We start from the raw sequence: 19,597 nt of genomic DNA on the forward strand, positions 1-19,597 counted from the left end.
ATGTTGTGTTTGGCATCCGCCTTGGAAGGTATAGGGCTGAACGCAACCACCATGGATAAACTAATTGCTCCCGAAGTCATCGGCCGTAGAAAGAAGAAGCGCTGGCTCTATGCCGCACTCATTGCAGGGGTGCTCGTTGCCGCTGCCGCCTCGCTGCGGTTCGCGCTCGACAGCTCCCTTTCGCGCAACAAGATCACGACAGCCGTTGTCGAAAGCGGCGACATCGAGAACACCCTCACCGCTTCCGGACAGATGCTCCCGGAGTTCGAGCAGGTGATCACGAGCGCCATCCCCGCCTCCATCCGGCAGGTACTGCTCGACGCGGGCACCGCCGTGCAGCCCGGGCAGGCGGTACTCGAGCTCGACAAGGCCGCCGCGCAGGCCGAGTACGGCAAGCTGCAGCTCGCGCTCGCCTCCAAACGCAACAGCATCCAGAAGCTGCGCCTCGAGCTCGAAAAGAGCTTTTACGACGTGCGCTCCAACAACGATATCAAGGGCCTGCGCATCAGCCACCTGCAGGCCGCTGTGGAAGACGCCCGCCGCCTTCTCAAGGCAGGGGGCGGTACCCGCGAGGATGTGGAGAAGGCCGAACTTGAATTGAAAGTGGCCGGTCTCGAAAAGAAGCAGCTCGAGAACGACGTGCGCAGCAGGCAGCAAACGATGCAGATGGAGATCCGCGAGTCGGAGCTGTCGGCGGCCGCACAGGAAGGCGACCTCCGCGAGCTCGAGCGCAAGCTGCAGCTCGCACGCGTGGTGGCCACCCGCCCGGGCGTCATCACCTGGGTCAACAAGAACATCGGCGCCTCCGTGCAGCCCGGCGAGGCGCTCGTGCGCATCGCCGACCTCGAGAGCTTCAAGGTGGCCGGCAGCATCTCCGACAATTACCTGGGCCAGCTGCACAACGGCATGTCGGCCATCGTCATGATCAACGAGAAAAGCTTCCGCGGCACCGTCACCAACATCAACCCTTCGGTGCAGAACGGCGTCATCGCTTTCGAGGTGCAGCTGAACGAGCGCAAGGATCCGCTCTACCGGCCCAACATGAAGGTGGACGTGCACCTCGTTACCGACAAGCGTGCCGGCGTGCTCAAGGTGGCCAACGGGCCGGCCTTCAGGGGCGGCAGCCAGCAGGATGTGTTCGTGCTGCAGAACGGCAAGGCGGTACGCCGCAGCGTCGGGATCGGCCTCAGCAACTTCGACTACGTGGAGCTGCGCAGCGGCGTCCGGGCAGGGGAGACCATCATCACCTCCGACATGAGCGGGTATAAGAACGTGAACGAGATCACCATCAAAAACTAAGCGCATGAAAAAATTGCTTTTACTCCCTTTGCTGGTGATCGCTCTGGCAGTGTGTGCGCAGGCACCCGATACGGTACGTCTTTCGCTGACCGACGTGGTGTCGATGGCGAAGGAACGCTCGCTCGCCGCCCTGCAGGCCAGCACCATCAGGGAAACCCGCTACTGGGAGTGGCGCACGCACCGCTCCAACTACGCGCCCCAGCTTGCACTGCAGGGCACGCTGCCGGCCTATACCAAATCCTTCATCCCCGTGGTGCAGCCCAACGGCACCATCGACTTCCTGTCGGTGCACAACAACAACTCGTCGATGAGCCTTTCGTTCAGCCAGCGCATCGCGGCCACGGGCGGCACCGTGTTCGGCACCTCGCAGATCCAGCGCTTCGACGACTTCGACCGTAATAATACACTCTACAGCGGCGTGCCCTACGGCATCGGCTACGAGCAGCCCCTCTTCCGCTTCAACGCGCTGAAGTGGAACAACAAGATCGAGCCGCTCAAGTACCAGGAGAGCAAGCAGCAGTACATCGAGTCGATGGAAGAAGTGGCGCTCGTGGCCGCGGGCTATTTCTTCGAGCAGTTGCTGGCGCAGGTGAACCTGCAGATCGCCGACGCCAACCTGTCGAACACGCAGAACATCCTGCGGATCGCCAACGAGAAATACGACATGGGCAAGATCGCGCACAACGAGATCCTGCAGCTGCAGCTCGAAGAGCTCAAGGCGCTGAAGGCGGTGGCCACCGCGCGCCGCGACATCGAGATCGCCAACCTGAACCTCAAAGCCTACACCGGCCTGGCGGGCGACGAGCGCCTTCAGCTCCTGGTGCCCGATGACGTGCGCAACATCCGCATCGAAGCCGGCAAGGTGCTGAGCGAGGCCAATGCCAACCGTTCCGACGCCATCGCCTTCCTGCGCCGCGAGCTCGAGGCGAAGCGCGACGTCGTGAAGGCAAAGGCGGAGAACGGCATCAATGCCACACTTACGGCGCGCGCCGGCTTCACCAACAGCTCCACCGGCTTCGGCAAGATGTACCAGGCGCCGAAAGACCAGCAGGTGGTACAGCTCGAGTTCGACATCCCGATCCTCGACTGGGGGCGCTCCAGGTCGCGCGCGCGCACGGCGGCCGCCAACCAGAAGTTCGTGGAATACGCCGTACGCCAGGACCGCCAGAACTTCATGCAGGAGATCGTAACCGAGGTGACGCTCTTCGATATGATGAAGGCTCAACTCGATCTCACCCGCCGCGCCGACTCCATTGCTACGGAGAAATACGGGATCGCGCGCGACCGCTACGTGCTCGGCAAACTGAGCATCACCGACCTCAGCATCGCCTTCCAGGAGAAGGACCAGGCAAAGCGTGATTACATCTTCGTGCTGCGCGACTACTGGAAGGCCTTCTACCGGCTCCGCTACCTCTCGCTCTACGATTTCGAGCGGCAGCAGAAGATCACTTATCCCTAAATTCAATCAACAACCCCGAATATGATCCAGTTAAAAGCGGTCGAAAAGACCTACCGCACCGATACGATCGAAACCACGGCCCTCAACGGCATCGACCTGAACGTCGCCAAGGGGGAATTCCTCTCCATCATGGGGCCCTCGGGCTGCGGCAAGAGTACGCTGCTCAACATCATCGGCCTGCTCGACACGCCTACCCGCGGCGAGGTGCTGATCGGCGGGCAGCAAACGACGCAGCTCTCGGACAAGCAGCTCGCGCGCTTCCGCAACCAGCAGCTTGGGTTTATCTTCCAGAGCTTTCACCTGATTAACGATCTGCGCGTGCTCGACAACGTGGAGCTGCCGCTTCTGTACCGCAACGTGTCGGCCAGGGAGCGCGCGGAGCTGTCGAAGGAGGCCCTTGCCAAGGTGGGCCTCGGCAACCGCATGAAGCACTTCCCGTCGCAGCTCTCCGGCGGTCAGAAGCAGCGCGTGGCCATTGCCCGCGCCATCGTGGGCCAGCCCGCGATCGTGCTCGCCGACGAGCCTACCGGTAACCTCGACTCCGCCATGGGCAACGAGATCATGGACCTCCTGCTGCAGCTCAACGAGCAGGACGGCGCCACCATCGTGATGGTGACGCACGACGAGCTCATGGCCCGGAAGACCCACCGCCTCGTGCGCCTCTTCGACGGCGCGCAGGTCAACGATCACTACTTAAAGAACGCATATGCTTAAGAATTACTTCAAGACCGCGATCGCCGTGCTTCGGCGCCGGAAGTTCTTTACGTTCATCTCGCTGTTCGGCATCGCCTTCACGCTCACCATCGTAACCGTGCTGGCCGCCTTCGTCGACAATACCGTGAGCGCCAACTACCCGGAGGTGCACCGCGACCGGTCGCTGTACATCACGCTGCTGAAGCAGGAGAACACGAAAGACCAGGGGCAGTGGAACTCGCCGGCGTCGTTCTATTACCTGGATAAATACGTAAGCACGCTGAAGACGCCGGAGAAGGTGGCCATCAGCTCTTTTTTCAACCCCACCAACGCCTACCGCAACGGCCGCAAGCTGGCCGTCAACCTGAAATACACCAACGCGCCGTTCTGGGAAGTGATGCAGTTCGATTTCATCGAGGGCAAGCCTTTCACGGAGCAGCAGGTGGCCAACGGGGAGCGGGTAGCCGTTATTTCGGAAGACACGAAGCGCGACTATTTCGGCAATGCGGCAAGCGTAGCAGGCCAGACCATCGAGGTAGACAACCAGGCCTACCGCGTGAGCGGCGTGGTGAAGAGCGTGCCGGTGACGATGCCCATTGCCCATGCCGACATGTACGTGCCCTATACCGTGTCGAAGGCCGACTACCGGCAGCCGACGCTAATGGGTAATTATACGGCGGTGCTGCTCGGGCGCTCGGAGGCCGACCTGCCTGCCATGCAGGCCGAATACGCGGCCGTGGTGGCGCGCGTGAAGCCGGAGGCCAAGGGCTTCGATGTGTTCAAGAGCAATGCGGATCCCTACCTTTCGAGCTTCCTGCGCAACTCTCCCTTCGGCGATACCGACGACGGCGGAGTAGGGCGGGCCATGATGGCCGGGGCGCTCATCCTCCTGCTGTTCATGCTGCTCCCGGCGCTCAACCTGGTCAACATCAACATCAGCCGCATCATGGAGCGCTCCTCCGAGATCGGCGTCCGAAAGGCCTTCGGTGCCTCGGGCCACACGCTCGTAGGGCAGTTCATCGTCGAGAACCTGATCCTCACCTTTCTCGGCTGCTGCATCGGCATTCTGGTTTCGTTCGTCGCCATCCAGGTGATCAACGGGGCCGGTCTCATCAACAACATTCACCTCACGATCAACGGTACGGTACTCGGCTTCAGCCTCATCGCCTGCGTCGTGTTCGGACTCCTTTCGGGTGTGTACCCGGCCTGGCGGATGTCAAGGTTGCAGGTGGTGCAGGCGCTCAAGGACCGTTAATCTTTCCCGTACAAAACTCGTATCATGTTCAAGCATTTGTTTAAACTCATCTGGAATAAAAAGAAGCAGAACGCGCTGCTCATCACCGAGATGTTCATCTCTTTTCTCGTCATCTTCGCCGTGTCGACGATGGCGGTGTACGCGTACCGGAACTACCGCCAGCCCATGGGCCTCGAGTACGCCGATGTGTGGGTGGTGAATTACCAGCCGCCCGCCAATATCCGTACGCTCGATTCGGTGTACGGGTTCCAGGAAGCACTGAGGCGCGAAGTGAAGGCGATGCCGGCCGTGCTCGACGTTACCTACTCCGGCAACAACGTTCCCTTCTCCATGAACTCGTCCAACTCCACGCTCAGCACCGACGACAAGCGCCGGGCGAATGCCAACTTTTACACGGTAGAGGAAGCGTACCCCGGAGTACTGGGCATGAAGATGAAAAGCGGGCGTTGGGTAACCAAAAGTGACCTGGTATCCAACGTGCCGGCAGTCGTGATCAACGCGCGGCTCGAGGAGGCGCTTTTTGACGGGACGGATGCGGTTGGCCGGTACGTCCACACCGATATGGAAAAGCTGAAGGTGGTAGGCGTGGTGGAGAATGCCAAGGAGAAGGGGGCCTACCAGGTGGTGGAGAGCGGCATGTACCGCCACCTCGATTCCAACGCAGCGCGCTGGACCGGCACCATGCTCCTCAAAATGAAGCCGGGCACCGGCGCCTCCTTCGAGAGCGGCCTGTTCCGGACGCTTTCGGACCGCATCGGCTCGAGCATCGAGATCGAGCACCTCGACGAAAAGCTGGCGAGCAAGAACCGCCTGTCGCTGGTGCCCATGATCATCCTTTTCGTCGTGGGGGGCTTTCTCGTCATCAACGTGGCCCTCGGCCTCTTCGGGGTGCTGTGGTACAATATCAGCAAGCGCCGCGGTGAGATCGGCCTGCGCCGCGCCGTGGGTGCCTCGGGCGCCTCGGTATCGAGGCAGCTGGTGCAGGAGGCTCTTTTCCTCGCCACCCTCGCGCTGCTCATCGGGCTGTTCTTCGCGGTGCAGTTCCCGATCCTCCACGTGTTCGACCTGCCGTCCTCCGTTTACGTGGCGGCGATCGGTTTATCGGTGGCGTTCATTTATATTTTAGTATTCTTATGCGCGCTTTACCCGGGCAGGCAGGCGGCGGCCATCTACCCCGCCGTGGCCCTGCACGAGGAATAGCGCCCAATCACCTGTTGCATGATCCTGATCATTGATGATGACGTAGCGGTACGCGCCTCGCTGCAGCTGCTGCTGCAGGGCGAGGGCTTTGCTACCTGCGAAGCGGCCGACCCGGATGAAGCCCTGCGGATGCTGGCGGAGCCGGCGCTGGCGCTGGTGCTGCTAGACCTGAATTTCTCGATCGAGACCTCGGGCGACGAGGGCATGGCGCTCCTGGAGCGGATCCGGGCCGCGCGGCCGGGGCTGCCCGTAATCCTCGTCACCGGCTGGGGTACCATCGACCTCGCCGTGAAAGGCATGAAGCTCGGCGCCTCCGACTTTATCAACAAGCCCTGGGAGAACAGCCACCTGCTGCAGTCGGTGCGCACCCTGATCGACCTGAAGGCGAAGCCCGAGGCGCCGATCGGCCGCAGGGAGCTCGACCGGCGCTACCAGTTCGGGCACATCGTTGGCGAAGACCCGCAGATGCTGACGCTCCTCGAGACCGTGGGCCGCGTGGCCGATACCGACGCCCCGGTGCTGATCATGGGCGAGAGCGGAACGGGCAAGGAGCTCATCGCCGAAGCCGTGCACCAGAACAGCCGGCGGCGCGGCAAGCCCTTCGTCAAAGTGAACCTGGGCGGCATCTCCACCTCCCTGTTCGAAAGCGAGATGTTCGGCCACGTGCGCGGCTCCTTCACCGACGCGCGCTTCGACCGCGTGGGCCGCTTCGAGACGGCACACAAAGGCACCATCTTCCTCGACGAGATCGGCGACCTCGACGCCAGCAGCCAGGTGAAGCTCCTGCGCGTGCTGCAGGACCGTACCTACGAGGTGCTGGGCAGCAGCCGCACCCGCACCGTAGATGTACGGGTGGTGTGCGCCACCAACCGCAACCTCGAGGAGATGGTTGCCCGCGGCACCTTCCGCGAAGACCTGCTCTACCGCATCAACCTCATCACCCTCCGCCTTCCCGCGCTGCGCGAGCGCCCGAAAGACATCCCGCTGCTGGTCGATTTCTTTCTGGGCAACCTGAAGGAGATCTACGGCCGGCCCGGCCTTTCGGTGACGCGCGAGGCGGCCCGCTGGCTGCAGGGACTGCCCCTGCCCGGCAATATCCGGCAACTCAAGAACCTGGTGGAGCGCACGGTGCTCGTTAGCCGCGGCGACGCCCTCGACGTGGCCGACTTCAAAAGCCAGTACGACGCAAGCCCGGTGAAGAGCGGCACGGTGCAGCTGCCCGGCGTCGGCACCCTCACGCTCGAGGAAGTAGAGGTGGAGATGATCAGGCGCGCCCTGGCCTTTCACAAGGGCCGGATCGCCAAGGCGGCGGTGGCGCTCGGGCTCACGCGCAGCGCGCTCTACCGGCGCCTGGAGAAATACAACCTACCCTACGATGAGGCTGCGGACTAAATACCTCCTGTTCATCTTCTTCCTGCACGCAGTAACCCTTGTGCTCAGCTTCTTCGTGTTCCGGGAAAACAAGCTGCTGTTCCTAGTGACGGAGGCCGTGATCCTGTTTTCGCTGTGGCTGGCGTGGGGGCTCTACCGCGAGCTCATCCGGCCGTTGAAGACGCTCATGACCGGCGTGGAGGCGATCCGCGACCGCGACTTCAACGTCAGGTTCCTGCCCACCGGCAAGTGGGAGATGGACCAGCTCATTTCCGTATACAACAGTATGATCGACCAGCTGCGCACCGAGCGCACGCGGCAGGAGCAGCAGCACTTCTTCCTGGAGAAGCTGATCGCCACGGCGCCCACGGGCATCATCATTCTCGATTTCGATTTTCACATCGAAGGCCTCAACCCGAAGGCGGAGCTGCTGTTGCGGATGGAAGGGCAGACGGTGCGCGGCAAGAAGATCGGCGACCTGCCCCACCCGCTGTTGCAGGCCGCCGCCGCCCTTGCCTCGGGCGAGGCGCGCACGGTAAGCATCAACGGCGTCAACACCTACCGGCTGCAGGTGTCGCATTTCGTGGACCGCGGCTTTCCCCGCCACTTCCTCACCATCGAGGAGCTGACCGCAGAAATACTGGAAGCGGAGAAGAAGGTGTTCGGACGCGTGATCCGCATGATGGCGCACGAGGTCAACAACACGGTAGGGCCGGTGAATTCCATTCTGGACTCGGCTGCGAAGGCCGACCGCATGAACGACGCGCAGCGTGCGCTGCTGCAGAATGCCCTCGGGGTAGCCGTGCAACGCAATAACAACCTCAATGCCTTCATGCGCAACTTCGCCGACCTCGTGAAGCTGCCACCGCCGCGCCTCCGGCGCATGGACCTCCACGCCCTGCTTCGCAACCTCCGCGACCTGATGCAGGTAGCAGCGGCCGACCGCGCCATCGACATCGTGCTGCATACCGACGAAACGCCCTGGTACATCGAGGGCGACGAGCAGCAGCTGGAGCAGGCGCTGATCAACATCGTAAAGAACGCTGCGGAGGCCATTGGGCAGGGGGGAAGGATTTCGCTCGAAACCGACCGGCAGCGGGGCGAGCTGCGGATCCGCGACACGGGCAAGGGCATTGCGCCGGACGACGCCGAAAAGCTGTTCACCCCGTTCTACAGTACGAAGCGCGACGGGCAGGGCATCGGGCTCATGCTGGTGCGCGACGTGCTCCGGCAGCATGGCTTTGCCTTCTCGCTCCGGACGGAGGCGCCGGGCGATACGGTCTTTCGGTTGGCGCTGTCCCCTTCACTCCGCTAAGCAGGGCATAACGATTCGTTAACGCGGGCTTTACCTTCTGTTCATACACGTGCGCCAGCTTTGTTGTGGTGAAGTGTTGCCGGTCCTGGAGTTCGATCATCCCGGCCAGCACCCCGCCGCTCAAGCTTCCCTATGCGCTGTCTGCTGGTCCTTGTACTCCTTTGCTCTCTTTGCTGCTCGAAGCCCGCTACCAGGGAGCAGTTGCCTTACGTGCAGCTGCGCGTGGAAGGACGCGCCGGTGAAGTAGCCTGGGACGAGCTGACCGGCAGCTGGACCCCCGCAACGCAGCACCTCGAGATCGATGCGCAAGGCTACGATTCGGAGCGCTTTTTCCTGCAGCTCGACGGCATCACCGGTACCGGCCCGGTCTACCTCACCGGTAATGGCCGGTTCGGGTATTCCGATGGTGTAGGCTTCACCGCCTCGGGGGTGCGTGCCGAAGCCGTGCGCATCACGCGCTACGGCCCGGAACTGATCGAAGGGGAGTTCCGGATCGTGTTCGGCAACGGTGCCGATTCGGTACGCACCAGCGGCACCTTCGGCATCCGGCTACCGTAATACTACAGGCCTTTTTCCTTCCGCCCCTTACTTATGAAATCACTCCCGCTGCTTTTATTCGCCCTTGCCGCCTGCGCGCAGCGTCCGGCCTCCCGCCCATTGCCCTCCATCGATTTTCAGGGACACCGCGGCTGCCGCGGTCTGATGCCGGAGAACACGCTGCCGGCAATGCGGCATGCCGTTGACCTCGGCGTGACCACGCTCGAGATGGACGCGGTGGTCACCGCCGATAGCCAGCTCCTGCTGTCGCACGAGCCCTTCTTCAACCACGAAATCAGCACGGCGCCCGATGGTACGCCGGTGCGCGCAGACCAGGAGCGCGATCACAATATCTTCCGCATGACCTATGCGCAGGCGGCGCGTTACGACGTCGGCCTTCGGCCGCACCCGCGTTTTCCGCAGCAGCGGCGCATCGCCACGCACAAGCCCCTGCTGGCAACCGTGATCGACAGCATGGAAGCCTATACGGGCCGTCGCATCCGGTACAATATCGAAACGAAGTGCCTTCCGGCTACGGACGGGATCTTTCATCCCGGCCCCGACGCTTTTGCGGAGCGGCTCGTGCAGCTGGTGCTGCACAAAGGCATCGCAGCGCGCACTACGATACAATCCTTCGATCCCCGCACGCTGCAGTACCTGCACCGCCGTCATCCCTCAATCCGGCTCGTATTACTCGTTGAGCCCATAGAGCGCCGTCCGCTGGCGCAACAGCTCGCGGATCTTGGATTTACGCCCTTTGCCTGGAGCCCGCACTATACACTGGTCAATACGGCCGACATTGCCGCCTGCCACCGCGCGGGCATCCGTGTTGTTCCCTGGACGGTGAACGAGCGCGCCGATATGGAGCGCCTGCTAGCCATGGGCGTCGACGGGCTGATCTCGGACTACCCGGACCGGTATGCTGGTCTGGGCCGCTAGGGGAGGGATTGTATTCCTACGGGTTGCCTGATCAAAAAAAATCCCGCCACGTAGCCGCGGCGGGAAAGGCTACTTTACCGGTTTTTCTTAAGTAGTGCGTTGCAAGCCGCTTCCCGGTGCCTGCAGGGCCAGCTCCTGGCTGAAGACGTTGCCGAAGCGGTCGGTCGCCTTTATGGTAACGCGCTGCGCGGTGGCGGCCGGCGTAGCCACGAAGAGGTGGTCGGCGATGGTGGGCTCCACGAACTTGTGCTTGGCCGGGAGCTGCGGGCCGGCATACAGCTCCACCGCCCAAGGGTCGAGGCCCGTGCGCTGCTGCATGGCGCCTTTTGCCTGGCCGTCTTCCCACCATTCCACCTTCCAGGCGGGGTCCCAGTTCCAGACGTTGGCCACGATCTCGTTGGGCTGCTCCTTGCTAGCCCCGCGGCCGTAGATCCGCAGCTGGTGCTCCTTCGGCTGGCCAGTGGATTTGTAGTACCAGCGGATCTCGGAGCCATCTACCTCGTACACGCCGTAGCCGCCCGGCGTGCCGTCGCCGCAGATAGGGCCGGTCCACCAGGCGCCGCAGACGGTGCCGTGGTTGTGCTCCATCAGGTTGCCTTCTTCCCAGGACTCGTTGAAGTGCGTGTGTCCCGACATGATGTGCGTCTTGAAGGGAGCAAGAAGCTTATACAGTTGCTTGCGGTTGGACACCGACCCGCCGAGCTCGTCGGTTTTGCCGGTCCGGCGTGCGGCGCCGGTATTGGTGGGGATGTGCACGCTCAGCACCACGGTGCTTCCGGGCTTCACGAGCGCGAGGTCCTTTTCGAGCCAGGCGAGCTGCGTGTCGGTGATGTAGCCGATGTACTTCTTGGCGGTGCCGATGAAGAACACGTCGTCGAGCACCACGTAGTGCACCGCGCCGCGGTTGAACGAATAGTAGGTGGGACCGAATTGCTGCTTGAAGGTGGCCGCGGAGAAGTCGTCGCCCCGCGCGCTGATGTCCATGTCGTGGTTGCCGATCACGTTGAAGAAGGGAACGCCCGTCATGCCGATGGCTTCCTTGTAGTCGGCGAAGAGGTCGAACTTGTCCCACACGAGGTCGCCGCAGCCGATGCCGTGGAAGAGGGCACTGCTGCCGTAGCCCGCCACGAGGGCCTTCAGGTCGGGCACCGATTCCGCCTTCAGCTGCTCGCAGTCCTTTTTTGAGATCATCTGCGTGTCGGCCCAGACCACGAACTGGTGTTTGCTGTCGTCAACGCCGAGCTTTTCGAGCGCGAAGTCGTTGACGACAGCGCCGGTCTTTCCTGCAACCGGTGCATAGAAACGCGCGATGCCCTTTTCGGTTGGGAAGGCGTAGCCCGCCGGAATGGAAATGTAGACGAACTCGGCATCGGGATGCGCAGCCAGCTCGTAGCGGCCGCCGCGGTCGGTGACGGCGATCGTACGCCCGTCGGTGACGGCTACTCCGGCGATCCCGGTGCCGCCGGCATGCACCTTTCCTTTCAATATAGTGGCCCCGTCCTGCGGCTTGTCGGTCCCTTGGGCAAGGGCCGGCGTGCCCAGCCAGGCGCCGGCAAGTCCGAGGCTCTTGATGAATGTTCTTCTTCTCATAGTTTAAGTAAATGGTTGGTGGTAATCCTGTGTCAGCGTGTGGCCGGAAGAGATGTTCCGGACGTTCTTGCCTCTTCTCCTCACGCTTCACGCCTCACGACCGCTATTGCTGCCACCAGGCTTTGATGTTGATGTGGTCGCCGCCCATCTGGCTGACGGCGCTGTTGTAGTGCTCCAGGTTGTAGATCCGCTGCGATACGGGGTAGATAAGCCGCGACGGCATCACGCCGCCATTGAGCATACCGGGGCCCTGCGGCAGCACCGGCAGGCCCGTGCGGCGGTACTCGAACCACTGCTGGTAGTCGTTGAAGAACAGGGCATAGTATTTCTGCAGGTGGATGCGTTGCAGCGTGCCGTTGTAGGCGGCGCTGGCGTTGCTGAAATAGGTAGCGGGCATCGTAGCGCCCCACTGCTCCACGGCGGCCTTCACGCCTTTCTCGTAAGCGGCCCTGGCGAGGTCGTGACGCTGGCTCCGGTGGTAAAATTCTGCCTTGATGAACTCCACCTCGGCATAGGTAAGGATCGGGCAGGTCATGGGCGCGCTGATCAGCGCCTGCAGCAGGTTGGAGGGCGTGAAGTTGAACTGGCTCTCACTGCCCGTATAGCCGCTCGGGATGCCCTTGTAGCCGATGTTGACGTTATTGAGGTCTTTGGCCTGCGACGCGAAGCGGGCGCGGCGCGGGTCGTTGAGCACGTTGAGCGAGTCGAGGAAGAACTGCGCGGCGGCGCGCCCCGTGGTGAAATCCTGCGGCCGGCCCCAGGGCGAGGAGAGCGGGTACACACCCGTCAGCTTCAGCACCGCGGCCTCCGTGTTGGCGTTGAACACCGGGTACTTCGTCGGGTTGTTGATTATGGAGTCGAGGCGCGTCCAGGCATTCATCTCGGGGCGGGCCGACACGCGCAGCAGCAGGCGCATCTGGAGCGAGTTGCAGAACCGCTTCCAGTTCGTGACGTTGTTGCCGAACAGGATGTCGGTGCCGAAGGTCATCGCGCGGCTCGTGTTGAACAGGCGGTTGGCGGAGTCGAGATCGGCGATGATCGTTCTATAGATCTCTTCCTGCGTGTTGTAGCGCGGCTGGATGATGCCCTCGTCGGCACGAATGGCTTCTTCCATCGGTACCGACCCGAAGCAGTCGGTGAGGTTGGCGTACACCCAGGCATTCAGGGTCAGGGCGATGGCCGCGTAGTTGGGATCGCCGGCGGCAACGGCCGCCTCGCGGATCTCGCGGATGTTCTTGAGCCAGCGGTAGTAGGTGCTCCAGGTGCTGCTGCCGGTGCCTTCGTTCACATCGTAGCGGTGCATGCCGGGTGTGGGGCTCGGGAAGTTGAGCGCCACCTGCATGAGGTCGAAGGTGATGTCGTCGGCCTTCTGCATGTTGAACGCGGCCAGCTCATAAAGCGTTGGGTTGAGCAGGGTTCCGGGGCTGATGATGGAGATCTTGTTGGGATCGGTATTGATCTTTTCGAACCCCTTGGTGCAGGCGCCGAGCAGCAGGGCCGCCGAGGCGAGCGCGGGAACGATATAGCGGGTGATCTGTTTCATGATGCGGGTAATGGGGGTTAGAACTTGAAGGTTAGGTTGGCGCCGATGGTACGCGTCGAGGGCAGCTGGCCCATTTCTACGCCCGGCATGATGGAGGTGCCGTTGAGGGCAGCCGTTTCGGGATCGAACATCGGGAAGCGCGAGAGCATCAGCAGGTCGCGGCCATACACGGCAAAGGAGGCGGACTTGAAGAACTTGCCGAGATGCTTCTTGGAAAGCGAATACTCGAGGCGGGCCTCGCGCAGCTTCACGAAGGAAGCGTCAAAGGAATTTGCTTCCACGTTGGCGCGGCGGTAGTATTCGGCATAGAACGTCGCCGGTGCCACTTTGGTCGTGTTGGGCGCGTAGCGTCCGGGCCCGGTCTCCACTACGCCTTCGCCGATGATGTAGCCTTCGGCACGGCCGCGGAGCGTGTGCTCCAGCTTGCCCTGCTCCGACATTTTGTGGTGCGTTTGCGAGTATACGATGCCGCCGTACTGTCCGTCGATAAGGAAGCTGAAGCGGAAGTTCCTGTAGCGGAACTCGTTCTGGATGCCGCCTTTCCAATCGGCATAGGCGTTGCCGATGTATTGCACCTCTGCCGGGCGTGCCGGGAGGCCGTTCGCTCCGTAGATGATCTGTCCGTCGGGGGAGCGCAGGAAGCCGAAGCCGTAGATGTCGCCGGAGGAGCCGCCCACGCGGGTCTGCTGGTAAGCATTGCCGCCGGTGGCGATCACGAAGTAGTCGCTCTCGATCTCGGCGGGCAGCGACAGCACCTTGTTGCGGTTGCGGGCCCAGGTAAAGGTGGTATTCCAGGAGAAGTGCGGCTTCGCGATGTTCTTCGTGGCCAGCAGTATTTCTACGCCCTTGTTCTGCACCTTGCCGCCGTTGATCACCTTGCGCGCATACCCGGTCGTCGGGTCCACCGGGATCTCCATGATCTGGTTGGTGGTGAAGTTCTGGTAATAGGTGACGTCGAGGTGCACGCGGCCCGAGAAGAGGCGCAGGTCGAGGCCGGTCTCGTAGCTTACCTGGCGGCGCGGCGACAGGTTCTCGTTGAACAGCACGTTGGGCGCCGTAGCCGATCCGGAGAAAGGGCTCTGGTCGTAATAGCGCTTGTTGAGGTAGGGCTTACGCGAGTCGAAGCCGGCGCCGGCCACCGAGCCGCGCAGCTTGGCGAAGGCGAAGGGCTTCGGCAGCGCGAACACGTCGCTGAGGATCACGCTCGCATTCACCGAAGGGTAGAACATCGAGTTCGACTTCGGCGATAGCGTGCTCCACCAGTCCTGTCGGCCCGTGAAGTCGATGAAGTACCGGTCGCGGTAGCTGAAGGCGGCGATGCCGTAGAGGCTGTTCACCTTGAAGTTGTTGTCGGTCACCATTAGCGTGGGCGATGCCTGCCCGTTGGTGAGCTTGTATACGCCCGGCACCACGAGCCCGTCTACGAAGGCATTCGATACGTGCTCTTTCGCATTCATCGTATTGCCGCCGGCCGAGACCTTCACGTCCACGCGGTCGGCGATGCGATCGTGGTAGGAGAGAAGGAAGTCGGCATTCGTTTCCAGGAAACCTACGTCCTGCTGCTTGTAGTAGCCGCTGAGGAAGTTGGCCGTGTTGAAGGGTCGGCGCATTTCGCGGAACTCGCTGTTCATGTTCATGGTACCGCGCACCGCCAGGTCCAGCTTCTTCGTGAATTCGTAGCGGAAGCCCAGGTTGGCGACCACCGAATTGGCGTTGATCGAGTTCGTCATCTCGTGCGCGATCAGGAAGGGGTTGTCGATGAAGGAGCTGAAGGGGTGGATCTGCTGCAGGCCGTGCTGGTTGCGCTTCCAGATGGGGCGATACCAGTTCAGGTCCACGTTCGGATTCTGGAAGATCATGAAGTAGGCGATCGACTGGTTGTTGTAGCCGGTGGCCGGCAGGTTGTCGCTCTTCTTGTTGGTGTACGAGAGCCTTGTGTTCATGGAGAGCTTGTCGGAAAGCTTGTAGTTGCCGCCCGCCTGCACGGTGAGGCGCTCGTAGCCGGTGTTGGGCATGATCCACGTATTCTTCGAATGCGTGATCGAGGCGCGCATGCCGCCGCGCTCGTTGCCGCCCTCGAGCGAGATGTTGTTGGTGAGGGTGGAGCCGGTGCGCCAGAAGCCGGTGATATTGTCTTTGTACGGACGCCAGAGGGTGCGCTCGTCGCCACGGCCCTCCTTGTTGGGATCGTACTGGAAATACAGCTGGCCGTCGAACTTCGGGCCGAAAGCGCTGCTGGTGCCGCTCGTGCCCGGGCCGTCGGGGGAGGCGCCGTACGAGTAATAGAGCTGCCCGGCCGAGTTCACGGTGCCGGTGCCTTGCCCGTATTCATACTGGTAGTCGGGCCACTTCAATACCGTGTTGATGCTGTAGTTGCTGTTCACCGTGATGCCGATGCCTTTCTGCTTCGATCCCGACTTCGTGGTGATGAGGATAGCGCCGCCGCCGGCGCGGCTTCCGTACAGCGCCGTGGCGCCGGGGCCTTTGAGGATGGAGATGCTCTCGATGTCGTCGGGGTTGATGTCCTGGAGGCCGTTGCCGAAGTCGACCGGTACGTCGTTGCCCGAGCCCGCGCCGTAGGCGCTGCTCACGCCCGACGTATTGCCGCCGCTCTGGATGGGAACGCCATCGATCACGATCAGGGCATTGTTGCCGTCGGCGTCGAGGGCGGCATCGCCGCGCAGCGAGATGCGGGTGGAGTTGACGGGTCCCGACCCGGGCGAGATGAGGCTGAGGCCGGCCACCTTGCCGGAGAGCGCGGCCGACCAGTTGTTGGCGCGCGCGTCGTTGACCTCTTTCGAGCCGAGTGTCTGTGTGGCGGAGCCCAGCGCCTTGTATTCGCGCTTGATGCCGAGCGCGGTGACCACTACATTGTTTAGGGTGCTGTAGTCGGTTTTGAGCACATAGGAAAGCGCCTTGCCCGCAGGGTGCGCCAGCTCCCTTGTTTCGGATCCGTAGCCCACCGAGGTGATCGTGACCGTATAATTACCGGCGACGGCCGCCAGGGAGAAGGAGCCAGCGGCATCGGTGCTTGCCTGGTAGGTCTGTTTCGTGTCCTTTTTGCGGAGCAGGAGGGTGGCGCCGGGTACGGGCTGCCCCTGCTCGTCGAGCACCTGTCCGCTGAGCGGGCGGGCAATTTCCTGGGCCTGGAGCAGGCTGGCGGGGAAGGCCGTGGCGAGCAGGGCCATCCCGGCCAGTACAGTTGCCTGTCGGGTAACGTTCATGTTCATAGTACGTGCAGTTGAGGAGTTGAAGGGTGCGTTGGGTTTGAGGGGATCGGAGACAGGGACAGAAAGCTTTTTCTTTCCGGTGCGAAAGTGGCGTCCTGCTGTGACGTAATTGTTAATCCAGGATTATGGGTTGATTAACCTGTGCCTGCCCGGCGCCTCGCGCCTCGGGTATTGCCTGTATTAATACGGGCGCCCGTCGGCCCGGTGCGTGCTGCTGCCCGGATGGCCGCTACTGCCGGGCTGCCTAGGGGTAAACCTGCAACGGTCGCTGTTTTGCGCCGCTGCGTCCTTCTTTTTTCGCTTTATCGCCGCCGCCCGTACCGGTTCGCGGCGTTCCTGCCGGAATAAGGTGGTAAATTCGGGACCCCAAACAGTTTCGATGAAAACACTGCTACACACACTCGCCCTTACCCTTGCCTCCTTTGCCGCCGGTGCCCAGGGCTGGACGCTGGTGACGCCCGTAAAATCACAATCCGCCATTGAGGATGTGTTCATGACGAGCCCGAGCACCGGCTTCGCCTTCGACGACCTCGACGACCGCATGCTCCGTACCCGCGACGGCGGCCTTACCTGGCACCGCCAGGGACTCGTGTTCGGCACCACGCCCACCTCGCTCTGGATGTTCAACGACAACGTCGGCATCATGGGCACGGCAACCGGAACCTTTTACAAGACCACCGACGGCTTCGTTACCCGCAGCACCGTCAACTCGAGCACGGGGGCGACGAAGGCGCTGTTCTTCGTGAACGAGCAGACGGGCTACGCGATCGCGGGCGACGTCAACATCAAGAAGACGACCGACGGCGGCAACACCTGGACGCTGATCAACACCGGCAACAGCAACTTCCTGTTCGGGCTGTATTTTATCGATGCGAATACCGGCTTTGCCAGCGGCGCCTCCGGCACCATCCTGAAGACCACCGACGCGGATGCCACCTGGACACCGCTCACCACGAATTACAGCTTCCTGTTCAACGACGTGCTGTTCACCAGCCCCACGGTGGGCATGGCGGTAGGCGCGCAGGGCTACCTGTCGCGCACCACCGATGGCGGCGCCACCTGGACAGCCGTGGCCATGCCTACCACGCAGCACCTCTTCACCCTGTATTCCTACAACAACACGCTCTTTGCGCTCGGCGCGAACGGCGCGCTCCTTCGCTCCACCAACAACGGCGCGAGCTGGACCGCCACGACCCTGGGCACGTATACGCTGCATTCGATCCACATCAACTCCTTTGGGCAGGGCTTTATCGGCGGCGATGCCGGAATCTACAAGACCACCGACGGCGGAATGACCTGGACACCCAGCCAGCTCGGGAGCCCGCACAGCAACCTGAATAAGGTAAGCTTCGCCAACGAGAACATCGGCCTTGCCGTGGGCACGCAGTCTACGGGAGGCATGGTGAACGCACTCGTGCGCACCACCGACGGCGGCAAGACCTGGACCGGCCGGAACATCGGTACCTCCGTGCTCGGCGTGCACCTGCGTGCCGACGGCAACGGGCTCTTCGGCGGCAGCAGCGGCTATTACGAATACACCAGCAACTACGGTCAGAACTTCAACTTCGGCGGCAACCGGCCTAACGTAGCCGTCCGGACGGTGTGGGCGCAGAACGCCACCACCTGGATCATGGGCGGCGGCTTCTTCAACGGCGGTCTTTACCGGACCACCAACAGCGGCGCCACCTGGACCTACACGGCAGGCGGCAGCATGCTCGACATCTACTTCCCGACGGCCCTCGTGGGCTACGCCGGCGGCGAAGGCGGCGAGCTCAAGAAGACAACCGACGGCGGCGCCAGCTGGACAACCATCAATTCCGGCGTCACCGGCGACATCAACGCGGTGTATTTCCTCAACGAGCAGGTGGGCTTTGTCGGCACGCCGGGCTCGCTGCGCAAGACCACCGATGGCGGTGCCACCTGGTCGGGGTTCGGCCCTTCGTATGTGATGGCGCTGCATTTCTATACGGCCGATTCGGGCTACGCCGTTACCGTTTCCGGACACCTGCTGAAAACGATCGATGGCGGCGCCAACTGGAGCACGCATGCACCAGGAATCATTGCCGACATGCTGGTGCGCGATGCCGCCTTCCTCAACGGGCGGGTGGTGGCGGTGGGACAACTGGGCGATGTGTATGTGAGCAACCTGTCCTGCGCCGGCGCGGTCGGCACGCCGCGCGTTATCCAGAGCGGCGCCACGCTGTATTCGTCGTTCGCCACCGGCAACCAGTGGTACAACGGGAGCGGGGCCATCGCGGGAGCCACGGGTGCTTCCTACACGGCTTCCGTGCCGGGCACCTACTACGTGGTGCATACGAGCGCCGACGGCTGTGCCTCCCCGGTCTCCAACAGCATCACCATTGTCGCCACGAGTATTCCCTCGGTGCGTGAGGGCAGGGCGCTGGTCATCTATCCCAACCCCACGGCGGCGCGTATCCGGATCGAGGTGCCTTCGGCCCTGCGCCGCGAGCCCCTGCTGCTGCGCAATGCGGCGGGCCAGCTCGCCCTTGTGCGCAAGGGCGCCCACCCGCCGGTGCTGACGCTTGACCTCGGCCACCTGCCGGCCGGCACCTATTACCTGCAGCTGGGAAAGACCGCCAGCCCGGTAGTACTCGGCAAATAGCCATCGATTTGAACTGATTGCTGGGCGGCCTCCCGAAAGGAGGCCGCCTTCTTTGTAGGGAAAACGCCTTAAAAATGGGGCATGGGGGCGACAGCGGTGCCGTGGCTGGTGGCCCTCTACAGGCACCGGAAATCCATTCGAACGTCTGTTTTGTGGCCTTTTTCCGCCAGCGGCCTGCGTTTCGGGGCATGCCGGCCACAAGCTGTGGCTTAACAGTTTGCGGCATGGTATTGAACCTTTATACCGTATGCTAACCTCAATACTCAATACCGCGGCCGAAGATTCCCCGTCGGGCTTTCGGATGCTCCCGGCCATCCTGACGATGCTGATCTTCCTGGCTTTTTTCGGAGCCATGTTATACGTGCTGGTTGCCAGCTTTTAAACGGGGCCAGACACCGGTTTTCGCGAGGCGCATACGCGCCTTTTGTTTTTTTGCGTTCGCTATGTCGCGGCAGGAGCTATATTTGTCCGCAGGCGGCGGGGCGATCCTTGCTCTTCGAAGCTCCTGCCTTCATTTTGTGCTGCCTCATTCTGCTTCTTAGT

The 19,597-nt window shown here is 62.3% G+C and carries 14 protein-coding genes; 11 read left to right on the forward strand and 3 right to left on the reverse strand.

The features are described from left to right. Nucleotides 1-51 precede the first annotated feature (51 nt). The 9 genes from ABD937_RS15030 (at nt 52) to ABD937_RS15070 (ending at nt 10,068) form a co-directional block, all read left to right on the forward strand. Complete coding sequence (locus tag ABD937_RS15030) at nt 52-1,299, forward strand: efflux RND transporter periplasmic adaptor subunit (RefSeq protein ID WP_345256577.1); 1,248 nt, start codon at nt 52-54, stop codon at nt 1,297-1,299. 4 nt (nt 1,300-1,303) lie between these two features. Beyond that, nucleotides 1,304-2,758, forward strand: a complete 1,455-nt coding sequence (locus ABD937_RS15035) for a TolC family protein (RefSeq protein WP_345256578.1) — start codon at nt 1,304-1,306, stop codon at nt 2,756-2,758. 21 nt (nt 2,759-2,779) lie between these two features. Next, nucleotides 2,780-3,472 carry an ABC transporter ATP-binding protein gene (locus ABD937_RS15040; RefSeq protein WP_345256579.1) on the forward strand — a complete coding sequence of 231 codons (693 nt, stop codon included), beginning with the start codon at nt 2,780-2,782 and terminating at the stop codon, nt 3,470-3,472. Then, nucleotides 3,465-4,706: an ABC transporter permease gene (locus ABD937_RS15045; RefSeq protein ID WP_345256580.1), complete on the forward strand. Its 1,242-nt coding sequence runs from the start codon at nt 3,465-3,467 to the stop codon at nt 4,704-4,706. Before ABD937_RS15040 ends, ABD937_RS15045 begins: the two co-directional genes overlap by 8 nt. 24 nt (nt 4,707-4,730) lie before the next feature. Then, nucleotides 4,731-5,906 carry an ABC transporter permease gene (locus tag ABD937_RS15050; protein WP_345256581.1) on the forward strand — a complete coding sequence of 392 codons (1,176 nt, stop codon included), beginning with the start codon at nt 4,731-4,733 and terminating at the stop codon, nt 5,904-5,906. Between the two features lie 18 nt (nt 5,907-5,924). Next, the gene (locus ABD937_RS15055) at nt 5,925-7,298 is read left to right on the forward strand and encodes a sigma-54-dependent transcriptional regulator (protein ID WP_345256582.1); all 1,374 of its coding nucleotides are present in this window, start codon (nt 5,925-5,927) and stop codon (nt 7,296-7,298) included. Then, the gene (locus ABD937_RS15060) at nt 7,282-8,592 is read left to right on the forward strand and encodes a sensor histidine kinase (RefSeq protein ID WP_345256583.1); all 1,311 of its coding nucleotides are present in this window, start codon (nt 7,282-7,284) and stop codon (nt 8,590-8,592) included. The genes ABD937_RS15055 and ABD937_RS15060 overlap by 17 nt, the downstream gene beginning before the upstream one ends. A 132-nt stretch (nt 8,593-8,724) precedes the next feature. Next, nucleotides 8,725-9,150 (forward strand): hypothetical protein, encoded by a 426-nt coding sequence (locus tag ABD937_RS15065; RefSeq protein WP_345256584.1) that lies wholly within the window; start codon nt 8,725-8,727, stop codon nt 9,148-9,150. 33 nt (nt 9,151-9,183) lie between these two features. Continuing rightward, the gene (locus ABD937_RS15070) at nt 9,184-10,068 is read left to right on the forward strand and encodes a glycerophosphodiester phosphodiesterase family protein (protein WP_345256585.1); all 885 of its coding nucleotides are present in this window, start codon (nt 9,184-9,186) and stop codon (nt 10,066-10,068) included. 87 nt (nt 10,069-10,155) lie between these two features. Here ABD937_RS15070 and ABD937_RS15075 read toward each other — a convergent pair whose 3' ends face one another. From ABD937_RS15075 to ABD937_RS15085, 3 genes are all read right to left on the reverse strand, one after another. After that, nucleotides 10,156-11,658 (reverse strand): calcineurin-like phosphoesterase C-terminal domain-containing protein, encoded by a 1,503-nt coding sequence (locus ABD937_RS15075; protein ID WP_345256586.1) that lies wholly within the window; start codon nt 11,656-11,658, stop codon nt 10,156-10,158. 103 nt (nt 11,659-11,761) lie between these two features. Beyond that, a complete protein-coding gene (locus tag ABD937_RS15080) occupies nt 11,762-13,201 on the reverse strand; it encodes a SusD/RagB family nutrient-binding outer membrane lipoprotein (RefSeq protein ID WP_345256587.1) in 1,440 nt (479 codons plus the stop codon). Between the two features lie 17 nt (nt 13,202-13,218). Next, the gene (locus ABD937_RS15085) at nt 13,219-16,431 is read right to left on the reverse strand and encodes a SusC/RagA family TonB-linked outer membrane protein (protein ID WP_345256588.1); all 3,213 of its coding nucleotides are present in this window, start codon (nt 16,429-16,431) and stop codon (nt 13,219-13,221) included. Nucleotides 16,432-16,810: 379 nt separating this feature from the next. Between ABD937_RS15085 and ABD937_RS15090 the strand changes: the two genes are divergently transcribed. Then, a complete protein-coding gene (locus ABD937_RS15090; RefSeq protein ID WP_345256589.1) occupies nt 16,811-19,054 on the forward strand; it encodes a YCF48-related protein in 2,244 nt (747 codons plus the stop codon). 247 nt (nt 19,055-19,301) lie between these two features. Then, nucleotides 19,302-19,436 carry a hypothetical protein gene (locus ABD937_RS15095; protein WP_345256590.1) on the forward strand — a complete coding sequence of 45 codons (135 nt, stop codon included), beginning with the start codon at nt 19,302-19,304 and terminating at the stop codon, nt 19,434-19,436. Nucleotides 19,437-19,597: the final 161 nt, after the last annotated feature.

This window comes from Flaviaestuariibacter amylovorans (assembly GCF_039541815.1).
Classification (GTDB): Bacteria; Bacteroidota; Bacteroidia; order Chitinophagales; family Chitinophagaceae; genus Flavisolibacter; species Flavisolibacter amylovorans.

Coding starts and splice junctions, on each gene's coding strand:
- ABD937_RS15075 (WP_345256586.1), bottom strand. CDS start 11,658: ATGAGAAGAAGAACATTCATCAAGAGCCTCGGACTTGCCGGCGCCTGG.
- ABD937_RS15070 (WP_345256585.1), top strand. CDS start 9,184: ATGAAATCACTCCCGCTGCTTTTATTCGCCCTTGCCGCCTGCGCGCAG.
- ABD937_RS15055 (WP_345256582.1), top strand. CDS start 5,925: ATGATCCTGATCATTGATGATGACGTAGCGGTACGCGCCTCGCTGCAG.
- ABD937_RS15080 (WP_345256587.1), bottom strand. CDS start 13,201: ATGAAACAGATCACCCGCTATATCGTTCCCGCGCTCGCCTCGGCGGCC.
- ABD937_RS15035 (WP_345256578.1), top strand. CDS start 1,304: ATGAAAAAATTGCTTTTACTCCCTTTGCTGGTGATCGCTCTGGCAGTG.
- ABD937_RS15050 (WP_345256581.1), top strand. CDS start 4,731: ATGTTCAAGCATTTGTTTAAACTCATCTGGAATAAAAAGAAGCAGAAC.
- ABD937_RS15095 (WP_345256590.1), top strand. CDS start 19,302: ATGCTAACCTCAATACTCAATACCGCGGCCGAAGATTCCCCGTCGGGC.
- ABD937_RS15060 (WP_345256583.1), top strand. CDS start 7,282: ATGAGGCTGCGGACTAAATACCTCCTGTTCATCTTCTTCCTGCACGCA.
- ABD937_RS15045 (WP_345256580.1), top strand. CDS start 3,465: ATGCTTAAGAATTACTTCAAGACCGCGATCGCCGTGCTTCGGCGCCGG.
- ABD937_RS15040 (WP_345256579.1), top strand. CDS start 2,780: ATGATCCAGTTAAAAGCGGTCGAAAAGACCTACCGCACCGATACGATC.
- ABD937_RS15090 (WP_345256589.1), top strand. CDS start 16,811: ATGAAAACACTGCTACACACACTCGCCCTTACCCTTGCCTCCTTTGCC.
- ABD937_RS15065 (WP_345256584.1), top strand. CDS start 8,725: ATGCGCTGTCTGCTGGTCCTTGTACTCCTTTGCTCTCTTTGCTGCTCG.
- ABD937_RS15085 (WP_345256588.1), bottom strand. CDS start 16,431: ATGAACATGAACGTTACCCGACAGGCAACTGTACTGGCCGGGATGGCC.
- ABD937_RS15030 (WP_345256577.1), top strand. CDS start 52: ATGGATAAACTAATTGCTCCCGAAGTCATCGGCCGTAGAAAGAAGAAG.